The organism is uncultured Roseibium sp., assembly GCF_947499295.1.
Taxonomy (GTDB): Bacteria; Pseudomonadota; Alphaproteobacteria; order Rhizobiales; family Stappiaceae; genus Roseibium.
Window position 1 is genome coordinate 69,330 of record NZ_CANMNP010000005.1, and the last position, 20,412, is coordinate 89,741.

Here is a 20,412-nt window from a genome sequence, read left to right on the forward strand (position 1 = left end):
CATGTGTTACTCGACAGGACATCCCGTTCGATTGATCGGCGGCAGGCTCGCGCTTGATTTCGTCAATACGGCCGATTGGACGGCCGACGGAAAAATTGCGCACGAAAAACTGCACTCCTCAGCTGACCTCACTCTTTGGCTTAAGGCCGTCAAACTGGACTTGAAGCTTTCCGACTGTTTGACGGACCTCATCAGCTATCGGGCCTCGCTTCGGCAGATCATCCTGTTTGGCGCCAGCCCCAGCAGTTTGAACGCCGTTCAGACATTCTGTTTTGAAGATGCTTCAAATGGCTCCATCACAAAACGCCAGCCGTTCAGAGCCTTGCTCGCCGCCTCAGCGATCTCACTCCTGGCCGATGCCAGGGAACATGACCGCATCAAAATGTGCCCGGGCGAAAATTGCGGCTGGTTGTTTATAGACGAAACAAAAAACGGAAGGCGGACCTGGTGCAGCATGGAAAGCTGTGGGAACCGGGCAAAAGCGGCGCGCCATTATGCGCGCAAGAAAAATCAGGTTCCGGCGCGGATGCAGGGGCTCTAGGAAGAGGTTGCCGAGCACGCGGTTACTAAAACCGGCGAGCAGGACAACCGGTGCGGCCTATTGGACCAAGGGCGGTTTTGACCGGCAGCTACGCAAACTGTAAGCATTTCATCTGAGTATTGCCTGAGCAGAAGGAAAACCGGATGGATGCAATCACCCGGATGCGATGTTTCATTCAAGTTGTAGATTCCAAGGGATTTTCCGCAGCGGCCCGAGAAATGGGGCGATCCAAGGCACTGGTATCCAAATATGTTGGTGAACTGGAAGATGAGCTCGGTGTTCGGTTGCTGAACCGAACCACCCGCCAGGTATCCCTCACGGAAGTGGGTGAAGCCTACTACAAGGAAGCCATCGAAATTCTACAACGGATCGACGATCTGCAAGCATCCGTCCAGTCGTCACATCAGGAGGTTCGTGGCCGGCTCAGGGTGTCTGCACCACGGTCGATGGGTGACGACAGTCTGAACCGCGCGATGATGCAATTTCTGAAGCAGTATCCGGAAATCAACCTGGATCTGCGCTTGGAAGACAGATTCGTCGATCTGGTGGAAGAAGGTTTCGATCTTGCCGTAAGGGTCTCACAACTGGAAGACTCAAGCCTGATCGCGCGGAAAATCGCACCTTTCAGAACGGTCGTGTGCGCAAGCCCCAAGATCATCGAGGCCCATGGTGCTCCCCGCGTTCCCGCCGACCTGACAAGCCGCCCATGCATCATCGATACGAACTATCGCTACAAACAGAATTGGGCCTTTCAAAACGATGGCGAACGGCTTTCTGTATCGGTGAAAGGACCCTTGGAAGTGAACAGTGCTGCAGCTGCGCGTGAGGCGGCTCTGTGCCATTTGGGGTTCCTCAGAACGCCCCAGTTCTTTGTAGCAGAGGATCTCGAAGCAGGGCGGCTTGTGACCCTTCTGGAAGACTACGAAGAGCCAATGAGGGGCATTCATGCGGTCTACCCGCACAGAAGGCACCTCAGCGCCAAAGTGCGTGCGTTTGTCGATTTTCTGGTCGACTGGTTCTCATCCGGTGCCGCAAAGGCATAGGGCTGCACATTCCGAACATGTCAGAGATTCGCCTCAGTTAAGTGCATTTGGAACTGCCTGATTGAAATATTAAGTACATACTTATTTGGAGATTTTTGAGATAGTTCACCTTCAATTCTTAAGTTTAGGCGTACTAATTGGATTTGTTCGAAGCTTTGTCTTGCAAATCTAATGTATACGCACCACACTCAAACAATGAACGAAGCACAGGAACAAATTGCAGCTGGCCTGGAACAGGTGTTTTGGAGCCGTGGTTTCGCAGAGCCAAGTGTGCCTGAATTGCGTGCTGGCGTTGGTGTCAGCATGAGGACGCTCTATCGGCATTTCCCGTCCCGGGAAGCAATGATCCTCGGTGCTCTGGAACACCGTCATCGTCGATACCTCAAATATGTTCATGAGGGCGTGTCGCAACCCGGCCTGGAGGCTGCGGAACAATTGTTCGACAAGCTTGGTGGCTGGATGCGCATGACAAACGGCAAGGAGTGTTTCTTCCGCCAGGCGCTTGCTGCCAACCCTGACAGCACGGATATCGAAGCGACGGTGAAACGCCACAAGGGAGAATTGGTGAAGTTCTTCGGCGAGTTGAGCGGCCAGCAGGAATTTGCGTCCACACTCTATTTGCTGCACGAAGGGGTAACTGCCTGCTACGCAGAAATGGGAGAACAAGCGGTTGAAGATGCAAAAACCCTTGTTCGACAGATGTTCAAGACCTCGAACGCGCGCAAATACTCCTGATTTCAAGCGACGCGGATAATATAAAACGGCGGTGAAGGCCGCCGTTTTTTGTCTTCGATCTCAATGATTTAATTAAATTTCGCTTTCGCAAGCCGTTCTTCCGCCATGGTGTCGGCAATCTGTTCAGGCGTGGAGTTTTCACTTTCCGCGCGCTTGAAGATGGCAGTCAGCGTGTCACCAATCTCGATAGTCTTTTCACGAACCATTCGGTCGCCATCGCCAGGTGATGCCAATGCAATGGAGATCACGCCTCCGGCGTTGATTGCGTAGTCTGGCGCATAAAGAATGCCGCGCTTTTTGAGGGCGATGCCATCGGCAGGGGTTTGAAGCTGATTGTTGGCGGCACCCGCAACGACTTTAGCCTTGATCTGCGGGATGGTTCGGGCGTTGAGGCCGGCACCGAGCGCGCAAGGGGCGAAAATATCCACATTTGCTGCGTGAGCCTCTGCGGGATCTACCGCCGTCGCACCGAGAGTGTCGATAGCCTTGAGCACCGCAGGGGCATGAATGTCTGAGACGATAAGGCTTGCGCCTGCTTCGTGCAGCTGCCGGGCAACATCAAATCCGACATGGCCAAGGCCCTGCACCGAAACGGATCTGCCATTCAAGTCATCATTGCCAAAAACATGCCGGGCCGATGCCTTGATGCCCTGAAACACTCCGAGTGCCGTATAAGGGGAAGGATCCCCAAGACCTGTGGCACTGGTACCGCGCACGTGCTGGGTAAACCTTGCCACAGCTTCCATATCCTCAGGCGATACACCGACATCTTCCGCAGTGACATAGGTGCCCGACAGTCGCTCCACATGCAGTCCGAAGGCTTCCATCAGTTCCACCGACTTGTGTTTTCGCGGGTCTGCTATGATCACGGCCTTGCCACCGCCAAGATCAAGTCCGGCGAGCGCGTTCTTGTATGTCATGCCGCGCGACAAGCGAAGTGCGTCGGTCAACGCATCGGCGGGATTGGCATAGGGCCAGACACGGCAACCGCCGAGTGCGGGACCTAACGTGGTGTCGTGAACCGCAATGATGGCATTCAGGCCCGTTTCCTTGTCCTGAACGAAAACAATGTTCTCATGTTCTCCCATTTCCGGATGATCGAAAACAGCGCTGTGGTGAACAGATGTGTGCAAGGCATTCATTGTTGGCTCTGTAAGGTTGTTGTCATTGTGAATATTTTAGGCGGAAATAGAGGTAAATTGTCTTTCTTCTCCTCAAATTGCAGTCGTATTTAGGAGAAACATTCCATCATTTGATAAAATCTGTGAAAATTGTTCCAAAGAGATTTTGCATCGCAGCAGCTGATTTGCCATCTTCCTGCCGTCTTCTCTGGCCAATGAGTGCGCAAGCAATGTAAACATATAACATTCGATCTTTTGGATGAGGCCGTTGCATCTTCTCAACTTGAACCCAATTTCGGCCCTTCAAGCCGCTGGCGGCCGGATCTTGATGTGCCTATTTGCATTGATGCTGTCGGTTGTTGTTGTTGCGGCACACCCTCATGTTTTTGTCGAAGCCCGGTCGAAACTGGTTTTTGACGAAAACGGCCAAGCCGTTGCCGTCAATCACATCTTCCGATTTGACGATGCATTCTCCGCATTCGCTATCCAGGGTTTCGATACGAACGGAGACGGTGTCTATTCACGCGAAGAGCTTGCCGAGCTTGCCCAGGTCAACATCGAAAGCATGGCCGACTTCGGCTACTTCACATTTGGTGACAATACTCGGGTCGAACTGGATTTCGACACGCCGACCGAATACTGGCTGGAAGTGGCGACGGTTCCGCTTGCAGACTATTGGACAATGAAGCCTGAAGACTTTGAAGCCATTCAGGAAGACGTCCGTATGAATGGCGGTACTGCCCCTGAAGACGTTCAGCTGTTGGAGCTGCATTTCACGTTGCCGCTAAAAGACCCGAGCGATGCAGGCAATGTCATCACTCTCGATGTCTACGATCCAACCTACTATGTCGACTTCCGGTTCGGTAGTGAAGATGGGGCTGTTGGAACCGTAAACCCGCCAGGGACTTGTCAGGTCACACGCAAGGAACCGCCACCTCTCGACGACGCGACCGCATATGCACTTGCACAAATCGGTCCCGATCAGCGCGATCTGCCACCGGAATTGCAATCGGCGGCGGCATCTCAGATCAATCAGATGATTGTCAATTGCAGTGCTGTGGCTGCTGCAGCCGTCAGCGCGAATGAAGGCGCCGGCGACGAGATACCAACGGACACCGCATCTGGTGCCGTGGACGATGTTTCGCAAGCTGCACAGCAGCAAGCCGATGCAACGGAAACGAGAGCGGCAGAAGTTGTCGATTCCGCCCAGTCCGTCGTCACTGTCATTGACGGTTCCGATGCCATCGTCATCCAGCCCGGTATCCTTGATCGTGTATTCGGGACGATTGCCGTCAAGCAGAAGGAATTCTATCAGGCGCTTGTGTCGAGCCTCCGGTCGTTCAGGAACAACCCGAACGCCATGTGGTTGTTGATCGGCCTGTCCTTTGCGTATGGTGTGTTCCATGCGGCCGGACCCGGGCACGGCAAGGCCATCATTACCTCTTATGTCGTCGCCAACAACGAAACGTTGCGTAAGGGTATTATTCTGTCCTTCGCTTCAGCGTTTGCTCAGGCTGTGACAGCGATTGTTCTGGTTGGCGGTATCGCAGTCTTGTTCAACCTGACAAGCATTGCCATCCAGGATACTGCCCGATGGTTTGAAATCGGATCCTATGTACTGATTACCGTGCTTGGTGCGTGGTTGCTCTGGCAGAAAGCGGTGCGCCCGTTTGCCGCCATGGTTGCCTCACGGTCCTCGGGCGGAGAACTGGCTTTCGCCGGAGCAAGCGGTCATCACCATCATGGCCACCATCACCATGATCACCATCACGAGCTCGGAGCTGATGGGGTCTGTTCCACCTGTGGCCATGCGCACGCGCCGACACCTGACATGGTGGAGGGCAAGATAACAATGGCACGCGCAGCCTCGATCATCCTTGCTGTCGGATTGCGACCCTGCACAGGCGCGCTTGTTGTTCTTGTGTTTGCCCTTTCTCAAGGCATGATCGTTGCCGGTGTGGCATCCACGCTGGCCATGGCCGTCGGCACAGGCATTACTGTTTCGCTGCTGGCCGGTCTTGCTGTCGGTGCCAAGGAGCTTGCCGTCAAGCTTTTCGGTGAAGGCAGCCCGATGTCGATCGGCATTCACAGGTCGATCGAGATTTTGGGCGCAGCGATTGTGTTCCTGCTCGGGCTGACACTGTTGATTGCTTCTGTTGGCTGGGGCTAGCGGCAACCGCTCATTTCTTACAACGCCAGCCTTTTTTCCCTGAAGGCTCTGGCCGCATCGCCAAATGCTGCAAACAGTTTTCTGGAAGGACCATCTGTGGTGACCCAATATTCGGGATGCCACTGTGTGGCGAGGACGTAGCCTGGGCTGTCCTTTACCGAGACAGCTTCAATTGTTCCATCTTCAGCATGCGCTTCAATCGTAAGGCCATTGCCAAGATCGCCGACAGCCTGCCGGTGGAGTGAATTGACTTCAATAGGTTCTGCACCCAGCACTTTTTCCAAACAGCCGCCGGGTGCGACCTCGATCGGATGCGCGATACGAAAGCGTTCATCCTGATTGTCCGACTGTGGTGCGCGGTGGTCCCGCCGCCCGGTCATGGCCTGAATCTCGGTGTGCAACGTGCCGCCTAGTGCGACATTGAGTTCTTGCATCCCTCTGCAAATCGCAAAAACGGGAATGCCGCGTTCAATAGCTCTTTTAAGAAGAGGCAAAGTGGTGGCGTCCCGATCCGGATCGTATGGTCCGTTCTCTTCGGTCGGAACGTCGCCATAGAGCTGAGGATTGACATTGGACCGCGCACCCGTCGCAACAACACCGTCAACCTGATCAAGGGCTGCATCCAGGTCCAGTTCGACGCCCAGGGACGGCAGGATCATCGGGATCGCATCCGAGCCTTTAAGGATTGCATGCAGATAAGTCGAGATGACGGCGTGCCAATTGAAGCCGTCTATGGATTTCACGTCAGCAGTGACCAGGACGAGGGGTTTTGTCATGTCGAATTCCGTAAGAAGGAGGCAATGGTCTTGAGAGCGGTATCGGAGCCAGATGTAACGGAGATTGGTTCAGTCCAGCAATCCCAGATCCTGTGCGACTTTGTAAAGTTGGGCCGCGTTCTTGTTGCCGACTTTTTCACGCAGGTTCAACCTGTGTGATTCAACGGTACGCACACTGATGCCAAGTTCCTTGGCAACTTCCTTGTTCGGCTGGCCCTTTGCCACGGCAGTCAGGACTTGCCTTTCCCGGTCTGTCAGCCCGTAAGGGTCTTCAACGGGTGCTGATGTGCCAGCTCCGACGAGCGTTGGTCCGACTGCAGATGAAAAGTAATACCCTCCGGTAGCGACACTCGTGATCGCAGTGATCATTTCAGTTGCGGAGATGTCTTTCAAAATATAGCCGCGCGCACCGGCCTGCACGACACCGCGCACATATTCCGGGTTGTCGTATATCGACAGCATCAACACGGCGACGCCGGGCATTGTCTTGCGGATCTGCATAGCCGCTTCAAGGCCGTTCATGATCGGCATTGAAACGTCCATGAGTAAGACGTCAGGTCGAAGTTCCTGTGCGAGCGCCAGCGCCTCGCGGCCGTTTTTTGCTTCGCCCACGACTTCGAGTTCCGGAACTTTCTGGAGACGGGCCCGAATGCCGTCCCTGACCAGTTCGTGGTCGTCAGCCAGCAAGACCCGGATGGGTTTGGTTGTGGCTTGTGGCGGCGGTGGATGCATCGTCATTTTGGTATCATGCCGCCTTTGCTGCCGAATTGTCGAGCGGCATCTGAACCTTGATCCGGGTGCCGCCGGAAGAACGCCGGCTCAAGGAAAGGCTGCCGCCATAGGTCTCGATCCGTTCGCGCATGTTTCGGAAGCCAAGCCCACCCGATTTCGGCAACGGACGGGGCAGGCCGACACCATTGTCTTCGACGGAAAGGACGAGCGACTGCAATCCGACCTTCAGGCTGATGCTGACCTCATTTGCCTGGGAGTGCCGCGCCACATTCGTCATGCATTCCTGGACCACGCGATAAAGGGCGGTTTTGGCACCTTCCGACAATCGGCTGTGACACTGCTCTGCGGTCACATTTACGGTAATACCGGACTGATTTTGAAATTCCTTGCCCAAACTGCCGAGAGCTGCAGCAAGTCCCATGTCGTCAAGGACGCTTGGCCGGAGGTCGCGGGAAATCCTCCGAACTTCGGCAATCGTGCCGTCGAGCGTCTTCAGGCACTTGGCTGCCTGGACTTGAAGATCCGGGTCCCTGTTCGCTTCGCTATGGATCATTTCAACGCCATAGCGCACGGAGACCAGCAATTGTGAGATGCTGTCATGCAGCTCCGTTGAAACCCGTTTGCGCTCCTGTTCCTGAACCTGGAAAATCCGGTTGGTCAGTTCCTTCAATTTGCTGTCCGCAAACCGTTGTTCGGAGAACCGCACGCCAGCAATCAATGAGCCAGCAATCACGATGGCTGCGAGCGTAATCATGAAAATGACAAACAGGGTCTGCCTGATGCTGAGAGCGAACTCCGTCCGGATTGCAGCAACTTCTCGTGCAATGTCGTCGGTGTAGAGGCCGGTGCCAAGCATCCAGTCCCATTTGCTGAGCAGGATCGCGTAGCCGAGCTTTTCTTCCACCGACCCGGTTGAAGGCTTGTGCCAGACATACTGATGAAATCCGCCCCCTTCCTTGGCCGCGCCAATGAGGTTGCGGATCACGTAGTCGCCGTTGTTGTCCTGCAGGTCCCACCAGTTGCCCCCGACAAGATGCGGCAGTTTCGGATGAACCACATTGGTGCCGTCCAGCTGATAGACAAAAAAGTATCCATCATAGTCGAAGGTAAGGTTTTGCAGGATTTCCTTCACTTCGGCCTGGGCTGCCTCGCGGCCGTCCGGCTCGTCCCTGTAAATCTGTTCGATGGACGTCAGCGCCAGGCTGACATAGTTGCGAATTTCCTGCCGTTTGGCGGCGAGAATACGTTGTTCGACGGACTGGGTTTCGGCATTGATGAGCTCAAGCGACTGATAGTACGTCGCGCCTCCGATCAGCATCGAAACCGCGATCAGCGGTAAAATGGTGATGAGCAGCAATTTGGTCTTAAATGTCACTAAATTCGCCCTCTTGTTGCACCAATACTCTTTGCTCTTGCCATCTCTTGCGCACATCTCGGTAGAACTACTGAGAAGTTGCGCAGAACCACGAATAGATTTGCGGTCACTCCGTCAACTAGACATACGTCGAGATCGGTGCAAGTGTGTGTTCCGATCTGAAATCGGGTCCGTTTAGGGAGGAAACTAATGGATCGTCGTTCGTTTATCAAAAAGGCTGGCCTGGGCGCTGGCGGTATTGCTGCTGGCTCCGCTCTTGCTGCTCCGGCGATTGCGCAGGGCACCACCGACATGGTGATCGTGTCCACGTGGCCACGGGATTTCCCTGGGCTGGGTATTCCGGCGCAGCGCCTTGCCGCCCGTATCGCCGAGCTGACCGAAGGCCGTATCAACGTTCAGTATTTTGCTGCTGGCGAGCGCGTTGGCGCGTTTGACTCCTTCGACGAAGTTGCTTCCGGTAACGCGCAGGCCTACATCGCCGCCGACTACTACTGGAAAGGCAAGCATCCGGGCTGGGCAGCATTCACTGCTGTACCGTTCGGACTTACTGTCACCGAAATGGACGCCTGGATTAAGTTCGGTGGCGGCCAGGAGCTCTGGGATGAGCTGGCAGCAGGCTTCGGTTTGAAGAACTTTGCTTGCGGTAACACCGGCGTTCAGATGGGTGGCTGGTTCAACAAGGAAATCGAAACTGCAGACGACCTGAAAGGTCTGAAGATGCGTATTCCGGGTCAGGGCGGTGACGTTCTGGCGAAACTCGGCGCATCTCCGGTATCTTTGCCGGGCGGCCAGATCTACGAAAACCTTGTTTCCGGTGCGATTGACGCGACCGAGTGGGTTGGTCCATTCAACGACTACTTCATGAAGTTCTACGAAGCGGCCAAGTACTACTACTTCCCGGGCATGCATGAGCCGGGTGCAATGTTGGCCATGGGCTGCAACAAGGACTGGTTCGACGGACTTTCCAAGACCGACCAGGCCATCATTACAGCCGCCTGTGCGGAAGAAAACGCCAACACCATGGCGGAAACAAACGCCAACAACGGTGTTTATCTGAAGCGCTTGATCGAAGAGCACGGCGTTGAGCTGAGAGAGTTCAATGACGAGATCTACGATGCGTTCGGTGAAGCCGCGCAGGAAGTTCTCGAAGAGGCTATGGATCATTCTCCAGAGTCCAAGAAGATCTTCGAAAGCGTTGTCAATGCGCGCCAGGAAATCGGCAGCTGGATGGCGATCTCCGACGTTGCTTATTCCAACAAGCGTAACCGCGTTCTGGGCATTCCGTCCTAAACAAGGTTCGGGGCTAAAGGGGCGGGAGAAATCCCGTCCCTCTTCGCATTGACAAGACTAAAAAAGGCAAAGCCACGATGACGGCCTTGGACGGAGTTCAAGACGGCTCGTCTGCCATAAATTCCGACGGTTCACATTCGTCCGGTAACGCTCGCATTTACCGCCTGATCGGGTGGGTCGTGCTTGCAATCATGGCAGCGTTTCTGATCAACAACTACCTCACGTATTGGCAGAACCTGCCCGGGATTTCCCCCATATTCGGCGGGAAGGCAAACGGATCGATGCCGATCCTCTGGTCCTGGCTGCAGCTGGCCATCTACGCAGCACTCGCTCTTTGGAGCATCTCCTACGTATTGCGATCAAACACAACGCTGCGCGAAGACAGCGCGCGGATCAGCCAGATCAATGCCTACTTGATCCGGGCCGCGTTTTTTGCCGTGCTGATTGTGGGTCTTGTTGACGCTGCTATTTCATTTTTGCGTGTGGAAGGTCTGCTCGCGGGTGTGGTTGGCGACCAGCTGGCGGAAGATCTCGGCAAGTCGCGCTTCCGGGGCGCATATGTTCATATGCCGCTGATCGCCGCATCCGTGGTGATTGCTGCTTTCACCAGAACTCTCGGTTTTACCTGGTTGGCACTGCTGGTTGTCGGTGCTGAGCTCATGATCGTGATTGGCCGTTTCGTTTTCTCTTACGAACAGGCCTTCTTGGCTGACCTCGTGCGCTTCTGGTACGCAGCACTGTTCCTGTTCGCCAGCGCCTATACGCTTCTGGAGGAAGGTCATGTGCGGGTCGACGTCTTCTACGCGGGCATGGCCGCGAAGACCAAAGGATATGTCAATGCTGTCGGGTCCGTGGTCCTGGGCATGAGCCTTTGTACAGTGATCCTGGTCATTGGAATGGGCGGCAAGCAAAACATCATCAACAGTCCGATCTTGAGTTACGAAGTGACCCAGGCCGGATTTGGCCTTTACGTGAAGTATCTCATGGCGGGCTTCCTCGGTGTCTTTGCCGTGACCATGATGGTCCAGTTCGTGTCCTATTTCCTGGACGCTGTCGCCGACATTCGTGGCGAACCCGGCGGCCGGGATCATGACAGCCATTCTGTTCAATAGAGCCTGACGAGACCACTTGATATGGAACTTTTCTTCCTCTTCCTTCTTGTCGTCCTGATGGCGTTCGCCTTGGGGTCCGGCTTTCCGGTCGCCTTTGCCCTTCCGGGCTCGGCCATTCTTACCATCGGTATCGCTGCAGGATCGGGTTACCTGTTCGCCGGTGATCCTGCGGCCTATTTCGCCCATGGTGGTGCCGGACAGTGGCTCAGCGCAGGGGTCACAAACTTCCGAGGCATCTATTGGGAAGCGGAACGAGATACGCTGATTGCCATTCCGCTCTTTGTCTTCATGGGCATCATGCTTCAGCGCTCGAAGATCGCCGAAGATCTGCTTGTGACCATGGCGCGGCTGTTCGGACCTGTTCCCGGCGGTCTCGGCATTTCGGTGGTGTTCGTGGGTGCACTACTGGCGGCGACGACAGGTATCGTCGGCGCAACCGTTGTCGCCATGGGCCTGATCTCGCTTCCGGCGATGCTGCGCAACAATTATTCGGTTCCCCTGGCAACCGGTACGATCGCCGCGTCAGGTACGCTTGGCCAGATTATCCCTCCCTCCATCGTTCTCATCATTCTTGCCGACCAGTTGGCAAGTGCAGTGGATCAGGCCGGGTCGCTGCGTCAGGCACTTTATAAAGACAGCACCGGCGAGCTCTCCATGCCGTCGGATTTTTCCGTGGTTTCGACCAGCGCCGGTGAAATGTTCCTCGGAGCGTTTCTGCCAGGCCTTGTTCTGGTCGGCCTCTATATGCTGTTCATTCTCGGCTTCGCCCTGCTTAATCCAAAGGCTGCACCGGCCGTCCATGAGGAAGGAACGTTCACGCGAAAGTTCGCAGGCAAAGTGGTCATCACCCTGGTGCCACCCCTCGCTTTGATCTTCCTAGTGCTCGGCTCCATCATCGCAGGCATCGCCACAGTGAACCAGGCTGGTGCCATTGGTGCCGTCGGCGCGATGATCATGGCCGGCTACCGTCTCCGCGAAGGCAAAAAAGGCGCCTATTCGCCGGCTATCCTTGCGGTAATTGCCCTGCTCGGGTTGGCCATGGTGATCAGCTTCATAGGCGCGGTGAATATCAAACTGATAACGTCCAGTCAGGATGTGCTTGGCCTGGTGCTTGCGCTCATAGCAGTCTCACTGCTCTTAATTGCCATTTTCTGGTCCGGCTGGCGCACGCTGCAGCTTGAAAACACCTTGCGTGGTGTCATGGTGGAAACCGCCAAGACGACGTCACTGGTGTTCATCATCCTGCTCGGCGCTGCGATGCTCACATCGGCCTTCCGGGCCTTTGGCGGCGAAGAGCTGGTCAAGGACTTTCTGCAGGGTTTGCCTGGAGGGTTCTGGGCCCAGTTCCTGATCGTCATGCTCGTGATCTTCATTCTGGGCTTCTTCCTGGACTTCATTGAGATTGCCGTGGTGGTCGTGCCGATCGTGGCACCGATTCTGCTTGCAGATCCGTCGGCAAATGTGACCGCCGTCTGGCTCGGTGTGATGATCGGTCTCAACATCCAGACCTCGTTCCTGACACCGCCGTTCGGATTTGCGCTGTTTTACTTGCGCGGTGTTGCACCTGCAGTGGTCAAGACGCTGGACATGTACAAGGGCGTGATTGCCTTCATCTGCCTGCAATTGCTGGCGCTTGGTATTGTCGGCCTTTACCCGCAGCTGGTGAACTATCTGCCGAACCGGTCGACGCTCCTGTCGGAAACCGCACCGCCACCCAAGAACCCGCGTCTGCAATATTGCATGGAGCGCCTTGTTAACGAGGACTTCCAGCAAAACGGCAGTTCGATCCTGACCGCGATCCAGAATGCGGAAAGCATCGACATGAGCTACCTTCCGGAGGATCTGCAAGAAGACCTCTCCGAGGGTTTTGCGAAAGCAAAAGAAGCTATTCCCTTGATGCAAGCCATCAAGGATGCCGAAAGTCAGGTGGCTTTGGCCTCCGGCGACTATAGACCGATGCACATACAGGTCCGGGCGCTGGAGCGCGATGCGCGCCGGATCGACGAACGCATCGAAGAGCTGCAGGTTATTGTCGACAGGTCCGGCGAGGGTGGTGTCTATTCGCCTGAACAGGGCGAACGCGCACAGGCGCGTATCAAGGCGCTACAGGAAGAGCATGACGCTCTGTTGGCCGAGATCCCCGAGACCTGGGAAGACGTCTATGGCGAGTTCTCCCAGATCCAGAAGGCGGAAAATACTGCCCGGCTAACCTATCGCAGAACAGTCGACCAAGCCTATGAACCGATGCTGGAGCTGAACGCAATCCTGGCGGATGCCGAAGCAGTTGCCGCTTTCAAACCTGAGTTGGAAGCGCTGAAGCAGGAAGTTCCCCAGCTTGAACCGGATGCGGCAGTGGAAGCGATTGCAGCCATGCGGTCAAAAGTTGGTTCCGCAGAAGGCACAAGCGATATCCGCGAGGGCCTGACCGAAGCTCGCAAGATCATGCGGAGCCGTGAGCCGAATGCGGAGGCAGCCGTAGAAGAGATCAACAAATCTCTGGCGGCACTCGACGCTGACCTTGCCTGGCGCCAGAAAGCGGCAAGTGAAATCCTGCCGCAGATTGCCGAGTATGACGCGGCGATCGTCAACAATATCGGTTTGCGTCAGCAAAGCCGGTTGCCGAACGACATGGCGCTGGACGTAGCAGCTTGTCTGTCCGATCACAGGGACATTTCCCTGAGTTTCTGATCACCGGTTCACACGTGATGAAAGAGCGGGAGGAGCAATCCTCCCGCTCTTTTCTTTGGCCCTTCGGTTAAATAGATTGAGCCTGGCGCCAAGGCCTCAAAGCCATACTACGCGTTGAGTTCATCAGTGGAGGAGAGCGACATGGGGCGAACAGGACATTGCCTTTGCGGCGAGGTAACCTTCACGGCAGAAGCGATGCCGCGCTTTCAGGCTTGCCATTGTTCCTCATGCCGCAAATGGGTCGGCGGTCCGTTCCTTTCCGTTCCCTGCCAAAAGGCCGAGTTCCAAGGGCCCGTTAAACGGTATGCATCCAGCGAAGGTTTTGAGCGTGGATTTTGCGAGACATGCGGATCGAACCTTTTCTTTCACCCGATAGGCAGCGGGCTGCATGGTATCCCGATTGGTCTTTTTGACGATCAATCGGATCTGCCATTCAAGGCTGAATTCTTCATTGATGAGAAACCCGGAAATTATGCGTTTTCAAACGACACCAGGCACCTGACGGCTGCCGAGTTCAGGGAAAAGTTTCGCAAGAGCTGAGGCGTGCCTTGGATCTTTACCGGCTTTCAGCCCGTCCAGTTCACACCGCTTGCGAACATATAGCCTGATCCATAAACGGTTCTGATGACTTCAGCTTCGCCCTTTCGCGTCAGTTTTTTTCTGAGACGCGAGACCCGCACGTCAATGGACCGATCCAGGCTTTCATCCCGCCCGCCATGCTCTAGCAGATAGTCGCGCGTCAAAACGCGCTTTGGAGCGCGCAACAAGGCCTCCAGCAAGGTGGCCTCGCCAGTCGAAAGGAAAGTTTCTTCACCCTCAGGAGATGTCAGACAGTGCGACGCCGGCTGATACGCCCAGTTGTCAAACCGGGCGATCTGGACCTTTAAATCGGATTGAGCCTGATCAGAACTGCGCCGCAGGATGGATCTGATCCTTGCAACCACCTCGCGCGGATCGAAGGGTTTGACCACGTAGTCGTCGGCTCCCAATTCCAGTCCCAGAACGCGATCTGTCGAATGACCGCGCGCCGACAGGACAATGATCGGGACCGAAGACTGGCGCCTGATTTCGTTGATGAGCGCCATACCTTCCATGTCTGGAAGTCCCAGATCCACAATGCAGGCGTCCGGAGTTTGCTGCTGAAGGGCTGAAAGCATCTGGGCCGCAGTCGAAAAGACCCTGCCTTCCATTTCAAACTGAAGCATAGCGTCGAGCAGCAGATTGCCGATCTCCGGTTCATCATCGACGATGAAGACCGAGCGTTTGGCGCTTTGAACCGAGTGTGTCTGCAAAGGAAGCCTACCTCTTGGGTGAAAGAATCTGCTGCAGCGTGTCTGCAAGTTGATCATCTGCAAACGGTTTCGCCAAGACCGGGAATTCACATTGTTGGCCATGGCCTGAAAGTGAGGACCAGTCCGCGTAGCCCGACATGAGCGCAATGCCGAGGTCCGTTCGTTTTTGGCGAATTTCACGGGCCAGTGCCAGACCGTTGATTTGTCCGGGCATGACAATGTCGCTCAAGACGCCTCGAATTTCGGGAAGGTCGAGAGCGAGTGAGCGCGCATCCTCGGCACTTTCCGCCAGCAGCACGCTGTAGCCAAGATTTTGCAATTGATCGGTGACAGCTGTGGCAACATCGGGATCGTCCTCGACCAACAGCAGCAATTCGCCTTCGCCCTGCTTGAAGTCACTTGCCTCAGCTTCGCCGCCAAGCGGGCCATCGTGCTTTGCCAGCCGAATGAAAGGCAGATAAAGCGTAAAGCAGGTGCCGGCTCCAAGTGCACTGCTGACACTGATAGCCCCGCCCGATTGCCTGATGAAACCATAGACCATGGACAAACCAAGCCCACTTCCAGTGCCGAAATTCTTGGTGGTAAAGAAAGGTTCAAACAGTTTCAGCTGGGTGTCTTCATCCATGCCCGTGCCGGTATCTTCCACACGGATTTCCGCAAAGCGTCCCTTTTGAACACCAAGATCGTCTGCCTCTCGCTTGTTGAGGCGCGTCTCGGTAAGAGCAATGCGCAGTGTGCCTCCTTCTGGCATCGCGTCACGTGCATTGAACGCCAGATTGATAAGGGCCGTTTCCATCTGGGTGGGGTCTATACGGGCGGCTATGCGCGGGTCCTGTATATCGGTTTCGAGCTTGATTGCTGACGGCAAGGACCCTTCCAGTAGTCCGCTAACATTGATCAGAACCTGGGCCAAGGGCACGGTTTGGGGATCGATTGCTTCGCCTCTGCTGAATGCCAGTAGGCGTTGAATAAGGTCCGATCCCCTTTTCGTCGCCTCGCGCATGGGCGCGACCTTGCTGTCCAATGCAAGCTTGGAAACGGGTTCCTCCATCCGGCTGAGGCTCAACAGATTGCCCATCAAAATGGCGAGCAGATTGTTGAAGTCATGCGCAAGGCCACCGGTCAGTTTGCCCACCGCATCCATGCGTTGCGACTGGACAAGAGCTGCTTCCGCCTGTTTCTGGTCGGTCGCATCCAGAGACAACACGAAAATGCCAAGCGTGCGGCCGTCCTGGGTCATGTCCGGGATAAGCGTGGAACGCATATAGGCTGTGGATCCGTCATGGCGCTTGCGCTGGTATTCATATGAAACCGCGTTGCCCTCGAACGCGTGATTGATGTGCGGTTCGAGTTCAGAAAAGAGATCTTCGCCGACAACTTCAGGTGCCGGTCGTCCGGCGATCGAGACGACGGAATGTCCAAACCAGTCGGCATATCGGCGATTGGCAAACCGGAACACCGGTCCAGGCGCGATATAAGCGATCAGCGCAGGAATGTTGTCGGTGACGAGACGCAGCCAGTCTTCGCTCTGTTGCAGCGCGCGCGTGCGTTCCTGAACCGTACGTTCCAGCTTTTCCTGCCGTTGCCGTTCCTCGGTAACATCAGAATAGATTGTGACGAAACCACCCTGTGGCAGCGGTGTCCCAGAGACAGCGATGATTTGTCCGTTCGGACGAACCCTTTCAAAATAATGTGGTTCAAACAGCTTGGCCCGCTCGATCCTTCGGGCGATCTTGCCTTCAATGTCACCTTCGCCATATTCGCCGCGCTCGGCATTGACGCGAATGAATGCCTCCAGATGAGAACCGCGTTTGACGATCGCCCTTGGCATGTCGAGCATGTCGTACAGCCCGCGGTTCCACGCAACGAGCCGCAGCTCATTGTCGAACACCGTGAACCCCTGACTGATGTGATCGAGCGCTGCCTGAAGCAGGTCGATCTGAGCCCTCAGCTGTTGTGTCTCCTCCATGCCGTGAGAATAGTTCAAAAACTTTGGAGACTGAACTGAAGAAACGTAGTCCGAAAGGTGAGCCTTGAGCACAGAGGTCCTCTGCAACTCGAGTGCAAACTGCTGCAGAATTTGCCCAATTCAGCAACTTCCTCATTGCTCTTGCCATGTCACTCCGGCTCAATGCCATGTCGCTCTTCTGCGCTGCACCCGTCGGTTACCTTGCTGGATATTCGTGAAGGGCTGTTCTGAAAGTTTGAGGAAAGGCCGCAGACCTTTGACCGCCGTGGCGGGATTTTTGAGCTCCATTTCGAGTTCGCAGCGCACCGATTAGCGTTCCGGTTTCGACAACAGCGACAAGGTCCAACTTGATTGGGATTGTAGTTGAGGCAAGCTTTGGCAATTTCACAGGGCGGAAAGTCACTGAACAAGCCTTTTGGGGTCTTGGCAGACATTGCATTTCAGGTCGAATTTTGAAGAATGGCCATGAATTCAGATTGCCATCGGCCAAAAGAACAGAATGACGAAACCCGACCTCAAGAAGACAAATCCCACGGTCCAGGATGTTGCGCGTGCCGCCAAGGTCTCCTCGGCGACGGTGAGCCGCGCGCTGTCGATGCCGGATCGTGTCTCGGTCGAAACCCGCAAAAAGGTGGCACTGGCGATCGAGCAAACCGGCTATGTTCTAAACCATGCTGCCCGCAACCTGCGCCGGCGCGATACCGGAGCCATTGTCGCTCTTGTTCCCGACATCGGCAATTCTCATTTTTCGAACATCCTTCAAGGGATAGAGACCGTCTGCGCGGAAAAAGGGTTGAAGGTTTTGATTGCGGACACGCGCAAGCCGTCCATGTCACGGTCAAATCTCAGCGATTTTTTCAGCCGCAACAATTGCGACGGGATCGTCATTATGGACGGGCACTTTTCGATAGCGGGCATTCGCGCGGCCAATCCCAAACTGCCGCCTATCGTCACCGCCGGCGAGTGGAGCGACGATCCCGCCGTGCCGATCGCGGTGGTGGACAATCTGCTCGGCGCAGAACTGGCCGTGTCGCATTTGCTTGAACTCGGACATAAGAAGATCGGGCATGTCACGGGTCTGCTCACGCACAAACCGGGTTGTGACAGGTTCGACGGCTTCAAAGCCACCCTCACAGGCGCTGGTCTCGACCCGGCAGCAAATTGGGTTTTTGAAGGTGACTACACGCTGGAAGTCGGAACACTGGCCGCTACCGCCTGGCTGGCGTTGGAGGACAAGCCAACCGCGGTTTTCTGTGCCAGTGACCGCACAGCATTCGGCTTCATTTCGGCGCTCAGTGCTGCAGGCGTGCGCGTTCCGGAAGACGTCTCGGTAGTCGGTTATGACGACATCGATATCGCCGCGCATTTCGTGCCGCCGTTGACGACGGTTCATCAACCCCGGCGCGCCATTGGCGAGCGGGCTGCCAAGCTTTTGCTCACCTTGCTTCAGGGCGGGCGGCCCGATGAAGGCAGTGCCTTGCTTGAGCCATGGCTGGAAGTGCGTAAAAGTTCGGTGGAGATTGGGTAACCGAACGGAAGCTGGGTTGGCACGCTGCTCCTCAAGGGCCGCTGAACTTGGCATTCTTCACCCGGTCGCCGTGCGCAGGCGCCGGTTCCAGAAACTCCTTTGCCGATTTTCTTGACTGTGCCTTCGGCATGATCGTTCCCAAGACAGCTAACAACGCTCCGGCCATATAGATCGAAAGACCGGTCATGGTCAGAGCTGAGTAGTGTGTTCGCCCGTCAAAGAGCTGCAGTAGAAAGACCATCGCGGGTCCGAGCGCTGTTATCGCGGCGATAGTGGACGCAGAGACCAGTGGAACGGCTTTTTGGACCAGATAGAGCGGGAAGGCGATAACCGCCAAACCGACCAGCACGATCAATGTCAGTTCATCTGACGGTGTTTCATAAGGTTTGTCGTCTAGGCCGAATTGGAAAGCTGCAAACGCAATAAGGGCATATAGAACAAAGCGCAGACCGAATTGTGCAAGAGGCCCAACCCCTTTGGCGTTCAATCGGACAGAGTAGGGGATCACGAACGCTGTGCAGCCTCCGGAAATGGCCGACAGGCCTATGCCAGCCAATGCATTGATCAGGCCGCCGCGAACGAAGCCGGAGTAACCGAGCATGGTGATTGCGGCCAGCAGGAGCAGTGAGATCAAAATGGTCACATGTCCAATCTGGCTTGCCCGCGGCGCGGGAGATGCCGCTTCCGGCAATCCAAACTTGGCGCCCATGAGTGTTCCCAGAGGAACCATCCCGGAAAAAATGGTGAAGACCACCGCAGGTTCGATCAGTTGAACGGCGGCGAAATAGGATGTCCATGTGAGCGCTGCAAAAAGGTTGAGGGCAACAACCGTTTTCCACGCACGAATGGAAGCCAGTATTTCGTTCGGCCGCACCAGCAGTGTCGCAAGTGTGCAACCGCAAACGGAAATACCAAAAACCCATGCGCCAACGAGAAACGGGTTCACACTTTGAAATGTCGAACCGAGATAGACCGCCTGGAATGCTTCAAGGGTCACAAAGGCAAGACAAAAAACTATTCCAACTTGTTTAGGAGACATTGCGTTTCGAATCCAGATGACATCGTAAACGAATAAAAATCATGTAAAATCCAGAAATAAAAAGGAGTTCTTCTCCGATTTGCATGAGAAAATGGAATGGATAATTCGTTGCCCAATTTGCCTCCCCTTTCACGTCTCAGACCCTTTGAGGCGGCTGCCCGATATGAGAGTTTTTCACTGGCGGCCGACGAGCTTGGGCTGACCCAGACCGCGGTCAGTAAGCAAATTGCCTTTTTGGAAGCTGAGCTGGGTTTAACGTTGTTTGAACGTCGAAACCGGGCCGTTTTCCTGACAGAGGACGGACGCAGGCTAGGTCAGATTGTCGGTTCGGCACTGTCGGAAATTGCCGCGGAAATTGCGGTCTTGCGCGGCAACCGCCGGGGTGGCGAACTGGTTCTTCATTGCCAGCTTTGTGAAGCTTTCTATTGGCTGATGCCGCGCCTCTCCAGGTTTCATCAACAAAATCCGGGTATCGAGTTGCGGGTCGTGAGCGCTCAAAAGCCACTGACTCATGCATCAGGTGTTTTCGATGTCGCGATCCAGACGTCCGGACGTGCTTCAGGATCTGCCCGCCTGGCTTTCACGGCTGCTGACGAAATTTTTCCGGTTTGCGCACCAACGCTGGCCGAGCAAGCTGTACCGCCTGTCGAGCCGTCATCGCTTGTGACCTATCCGCTTCTTACCCATGTCGTTGTCCCACAGGACTGGATGACCTGGCCGGAGTGGTTCAAAGGTGTTGGTGCATCGATGCCGCACAAGCCTCGTTTCGTTGAATTTGACAGCTATCCCCTTGCGCTTCAGGCCGCCGTTGCGGGGCAAGGCATCGCGCTCGGATGGCGGCGGACAACCGAAGGCATGATCAGTGAAGGCAAATTGATCCGGCCGTGCGCTCAATTCGTGTCGCGGCCCACCGAAATTTCCGTCTATCGCGCCGCTGGACGTGACGAACACAAGGGTACGGAGCGCCTGCTGGACTGGCTTGAGAACGAACTGGCGTAGTA

The 20,412-nt window shown here is 55.4% G+C and carries 17 protein-coding genes; 10 read left to right on the forward strand and 7 right to left on the reverse strand.

The genetic code is table 11. The features are described from left to right. The first annotated feature begins 1 nt into the window (after position 1). From Q0835_RS10250 to Q0835_RS10260, 3 genes are all read left to right on the forward strand, one after another. On the forward strand, positions 2-541 hold the full coding sequence (locus Q0835_RS10250; protein WP_298960860.1) for a CGNR zinc finger domain-containing protein: 540 nt from the start codon (positions 2-4) through the stop codon (positions 539-541). A gap of 143 nt (positions 542-684) precedes the next feature. Beyond that, positions 685-1,584 carry a LysR family transcriptional regulator gene (locus Q0835_RS10255; protein ID WP_298960865.1) on the forward strand — a complete coding sequence of 300 codons (900 nt, stop codon included), beginning with the start codon at positions 685-687 and terminating at the stop codon, positions 1,582-1,584. A 195-nt stretch (positions 1,585-1,779) separates the two neighbouring features. Then, positions 1,780-2,319 (forward strand): TetR/AcrR family transcriptional regulator, encoded by a 540-nt coding sequence (locus tag Q0835_RS10260; RefSeq protein WP_298819728.1) that lies wholly within the window; start codon positions 1,780-1,782, stop codon positions 2,317-2,319. Between the two features lie 68 nt (positions 2,320-2,387). Here the strand turns inward: Q0835_RS10260 and Q0835_RS10265 are convergent, their stop codons facing one another. After that, complete coding sequence (locus Q0835_RS10265) at positions 2,388-3,461, reverse strand: Glu/Leu/Phe/Val dehydrogenase dimerization domain-containing protein (protein ID WP_298960868.1); 1,074 nt, start codon at positions 3,459-3,461, stop codon at positions 2,388-2,390. 247 nt (positions 3,462-3,708) lie between these two features. Between Q0835_RS10265 and Q0835_RS10270 the strand changes: the two genes are divergently transcribed. Further along, positions 3,709-5,610, forward strand: coding sequence for a DUF1007 family protein (locus Q0835_RS10270; RefSeq protein ID WP_298960871.1), 1,902 nt, complete (start codon positions 3,709-3,711; stop codon positions 5,608-5,610). A 17-nt stretch (positions 5,611-5,627) separates the two neighbouring features. On the opposite strand, the gene Q0835_RS10275 is transcribed toward Q0835_RS10270, so the two are convergent. The 3 genes from Q0835_RS10275 to Q0835_RS10285 form a co-directional block, all read right to left on the reverse strand. Next, positions 5,628-6,386 (reverse strand): gamma-glutamyl-gamma-aminobutyrate hydrolase family protein, encoded by a 759-nt coding sequence (locus Q0835_RS10275; RefSeq protein ID WP_298960874.1) that lies wholly within the window; start codon positions 6,384-6,386, stop codon positions 5,628-5,630. A 69-nt stretch (positions 6,387-6,455) separates the two neighbouring features. After that, positions 6,456-7,124, reverse strand: a complete 669-nt coding sequence (locus tag Q0835_RS10280; protein WP_298819732.1) for a response regulator transcription factor — start codon at positions 7,122-7,124, stop codon at positions 6,456-6,458. 7 nt (positions 7,125-7,131) lie between these two features. Then, positions 7,132-8,493 (reverse strand): cache domain-containing protein, encoded by a 1,362-nt coding sequence (locus Q0835_RS10285; RefSeq protein WP_298819733.1) that lies wholly within the window; start codon positions 8,491-8,493, stop codon positions 7,132-7,134. 189 nt (positions 8,494-8,682) lie between these two features. Between Q0835_RS10285 and Q0835_RS10290 the strand changes: the two genes are divergently transcribed. The 4 genes from Q0835_RS10290 to Q0835_RS10305 all read left to right on the forward strand — a co-directional run bounded on the left by Q0835_RS10290 (position 8,683) and on the right by Q0835_RS10305 (position 14,123). After that, positions 8,683-9,783, forward strand: a complete 1,101-nt coding sequence (locus Q0835_RS10290) for a TRAP transporter substrate-binding protein (protein ID WP_298819734.1) — start codon at positions 8,683-8,685, stop codon at positions 9,781-9,783. Positions 9,784-9,860: 77 nt separating this feature from the next. Beyond that, complete coding sequence (locus Q0835_RS10295) at positions 9,861-10,895, forward strand: TRAP transporter small permease subunit (RefSeq protein ID WP_298819735.1); 1,035 nt, start codon at positions 9,861-9,863, stop codon at positions 10,893-10,895. A 21-nt stretch (positions 10,896-10,916) separates the two neighbouring features. Continuing rightward, entirely contained in the window at positions 10,917-13,583 is a 2,667-nt protein-coding gene (locus Q0835_RS10300) for a TRAP transporter large permease subunit (RefSeq protein WP_298819736.1), read from the forward strand. Between the two features lie 141 nt (positions 13,584-13,724). Next, a complete protein-coding gene (locus Q0835_RS10305; protein WP_298960876.1) occupies positions 13,725-14,123 on the forward strand; it encodes a GFA family protein in 399 nt (132 codons plus the stop codon). Positions 14,124-14,149: 26 nt separating this feature from the next. On the opposite strand, the gene Q0835_RS10310 is transcribed toward Q0835_RS10305, so the two are convergent. Continuing rightward, positions 14,150-14,875 carry a response regulator transcription factor gene (locus tag Q0835_RS10310; RefSeq protein ID WP_298819738.1) on the reverse strand — a complete coding sequence of 242 codons (726 nt, stop codon included), beginning with the start codon at positions 14,873-14,875 and terminating at the stop codon, positions 14,150-14,152. A gap of 7 nt (positions 14,876-14,882) precedes the next feature. Further along, entirely contained in the window at positions 14,883-16,916 is a 2,034-nt protein-coding gene (locus Q0835_RS10315) for a PAS-domain containing protein (protein WP_298960879.1), read from the reverse strand. A 427-nt stretch (positions 16,917-17,343) separates the two neighbouring features. Here Q0835_RS10315 and Q0835_RS10320 point away from each other — a divergent pair, with 427 nt between their 5' ends. Next, positions 17,344-18,372: a LacI family DNA-binding transcriptional regulator gene (locus Q0835_RS10320; protein WP_298960882.1), complete on the forward strand. Its 1,029-nt coding sequence runs from the start codon at positions 17,344-17,346 to the stop codon at positions 18,370-18,372. A gap of 31 nt (positions 18,373-18,403) precedes the next feature. Here Q0835_RS10320 and Q0835_RS10325 read toward each other — a convergent pair whose 3' ends face one another. Then, positions 18,404-19,411: a hypothetical protein gene (locus Q0835_RS10325; RefSeq protein WP_298960884.1), complete on the reverse strand. Its 1,008-nt coding sequence runs from the start codon at positions 19,409-19,411 to the stop codon at positions 18,404-18,406. A 96-nt stretch (positions 19,412-19,507) separates the two neighbouring features. On the opposite strand from Q0835_RS10325, the gene Q0835_RS10330 reads away from it, so the two are divergent. Then, positions 19,508-20,410 carry a LysR substrate-binding domain-containing protein gene (locus Q0835_RS10330; RefSeq protein WP_298960886.1) on the forward strand — a complete coding sequence of 301 codons (903 nt, stop codon included), beginning with the start codon at positions 19,508-19,510 and terminating at the stop codon, positions 20,408-20,410. The last annotated feature ends 2 nt before the right edge of the window (positions 20,411-20,412 follow it).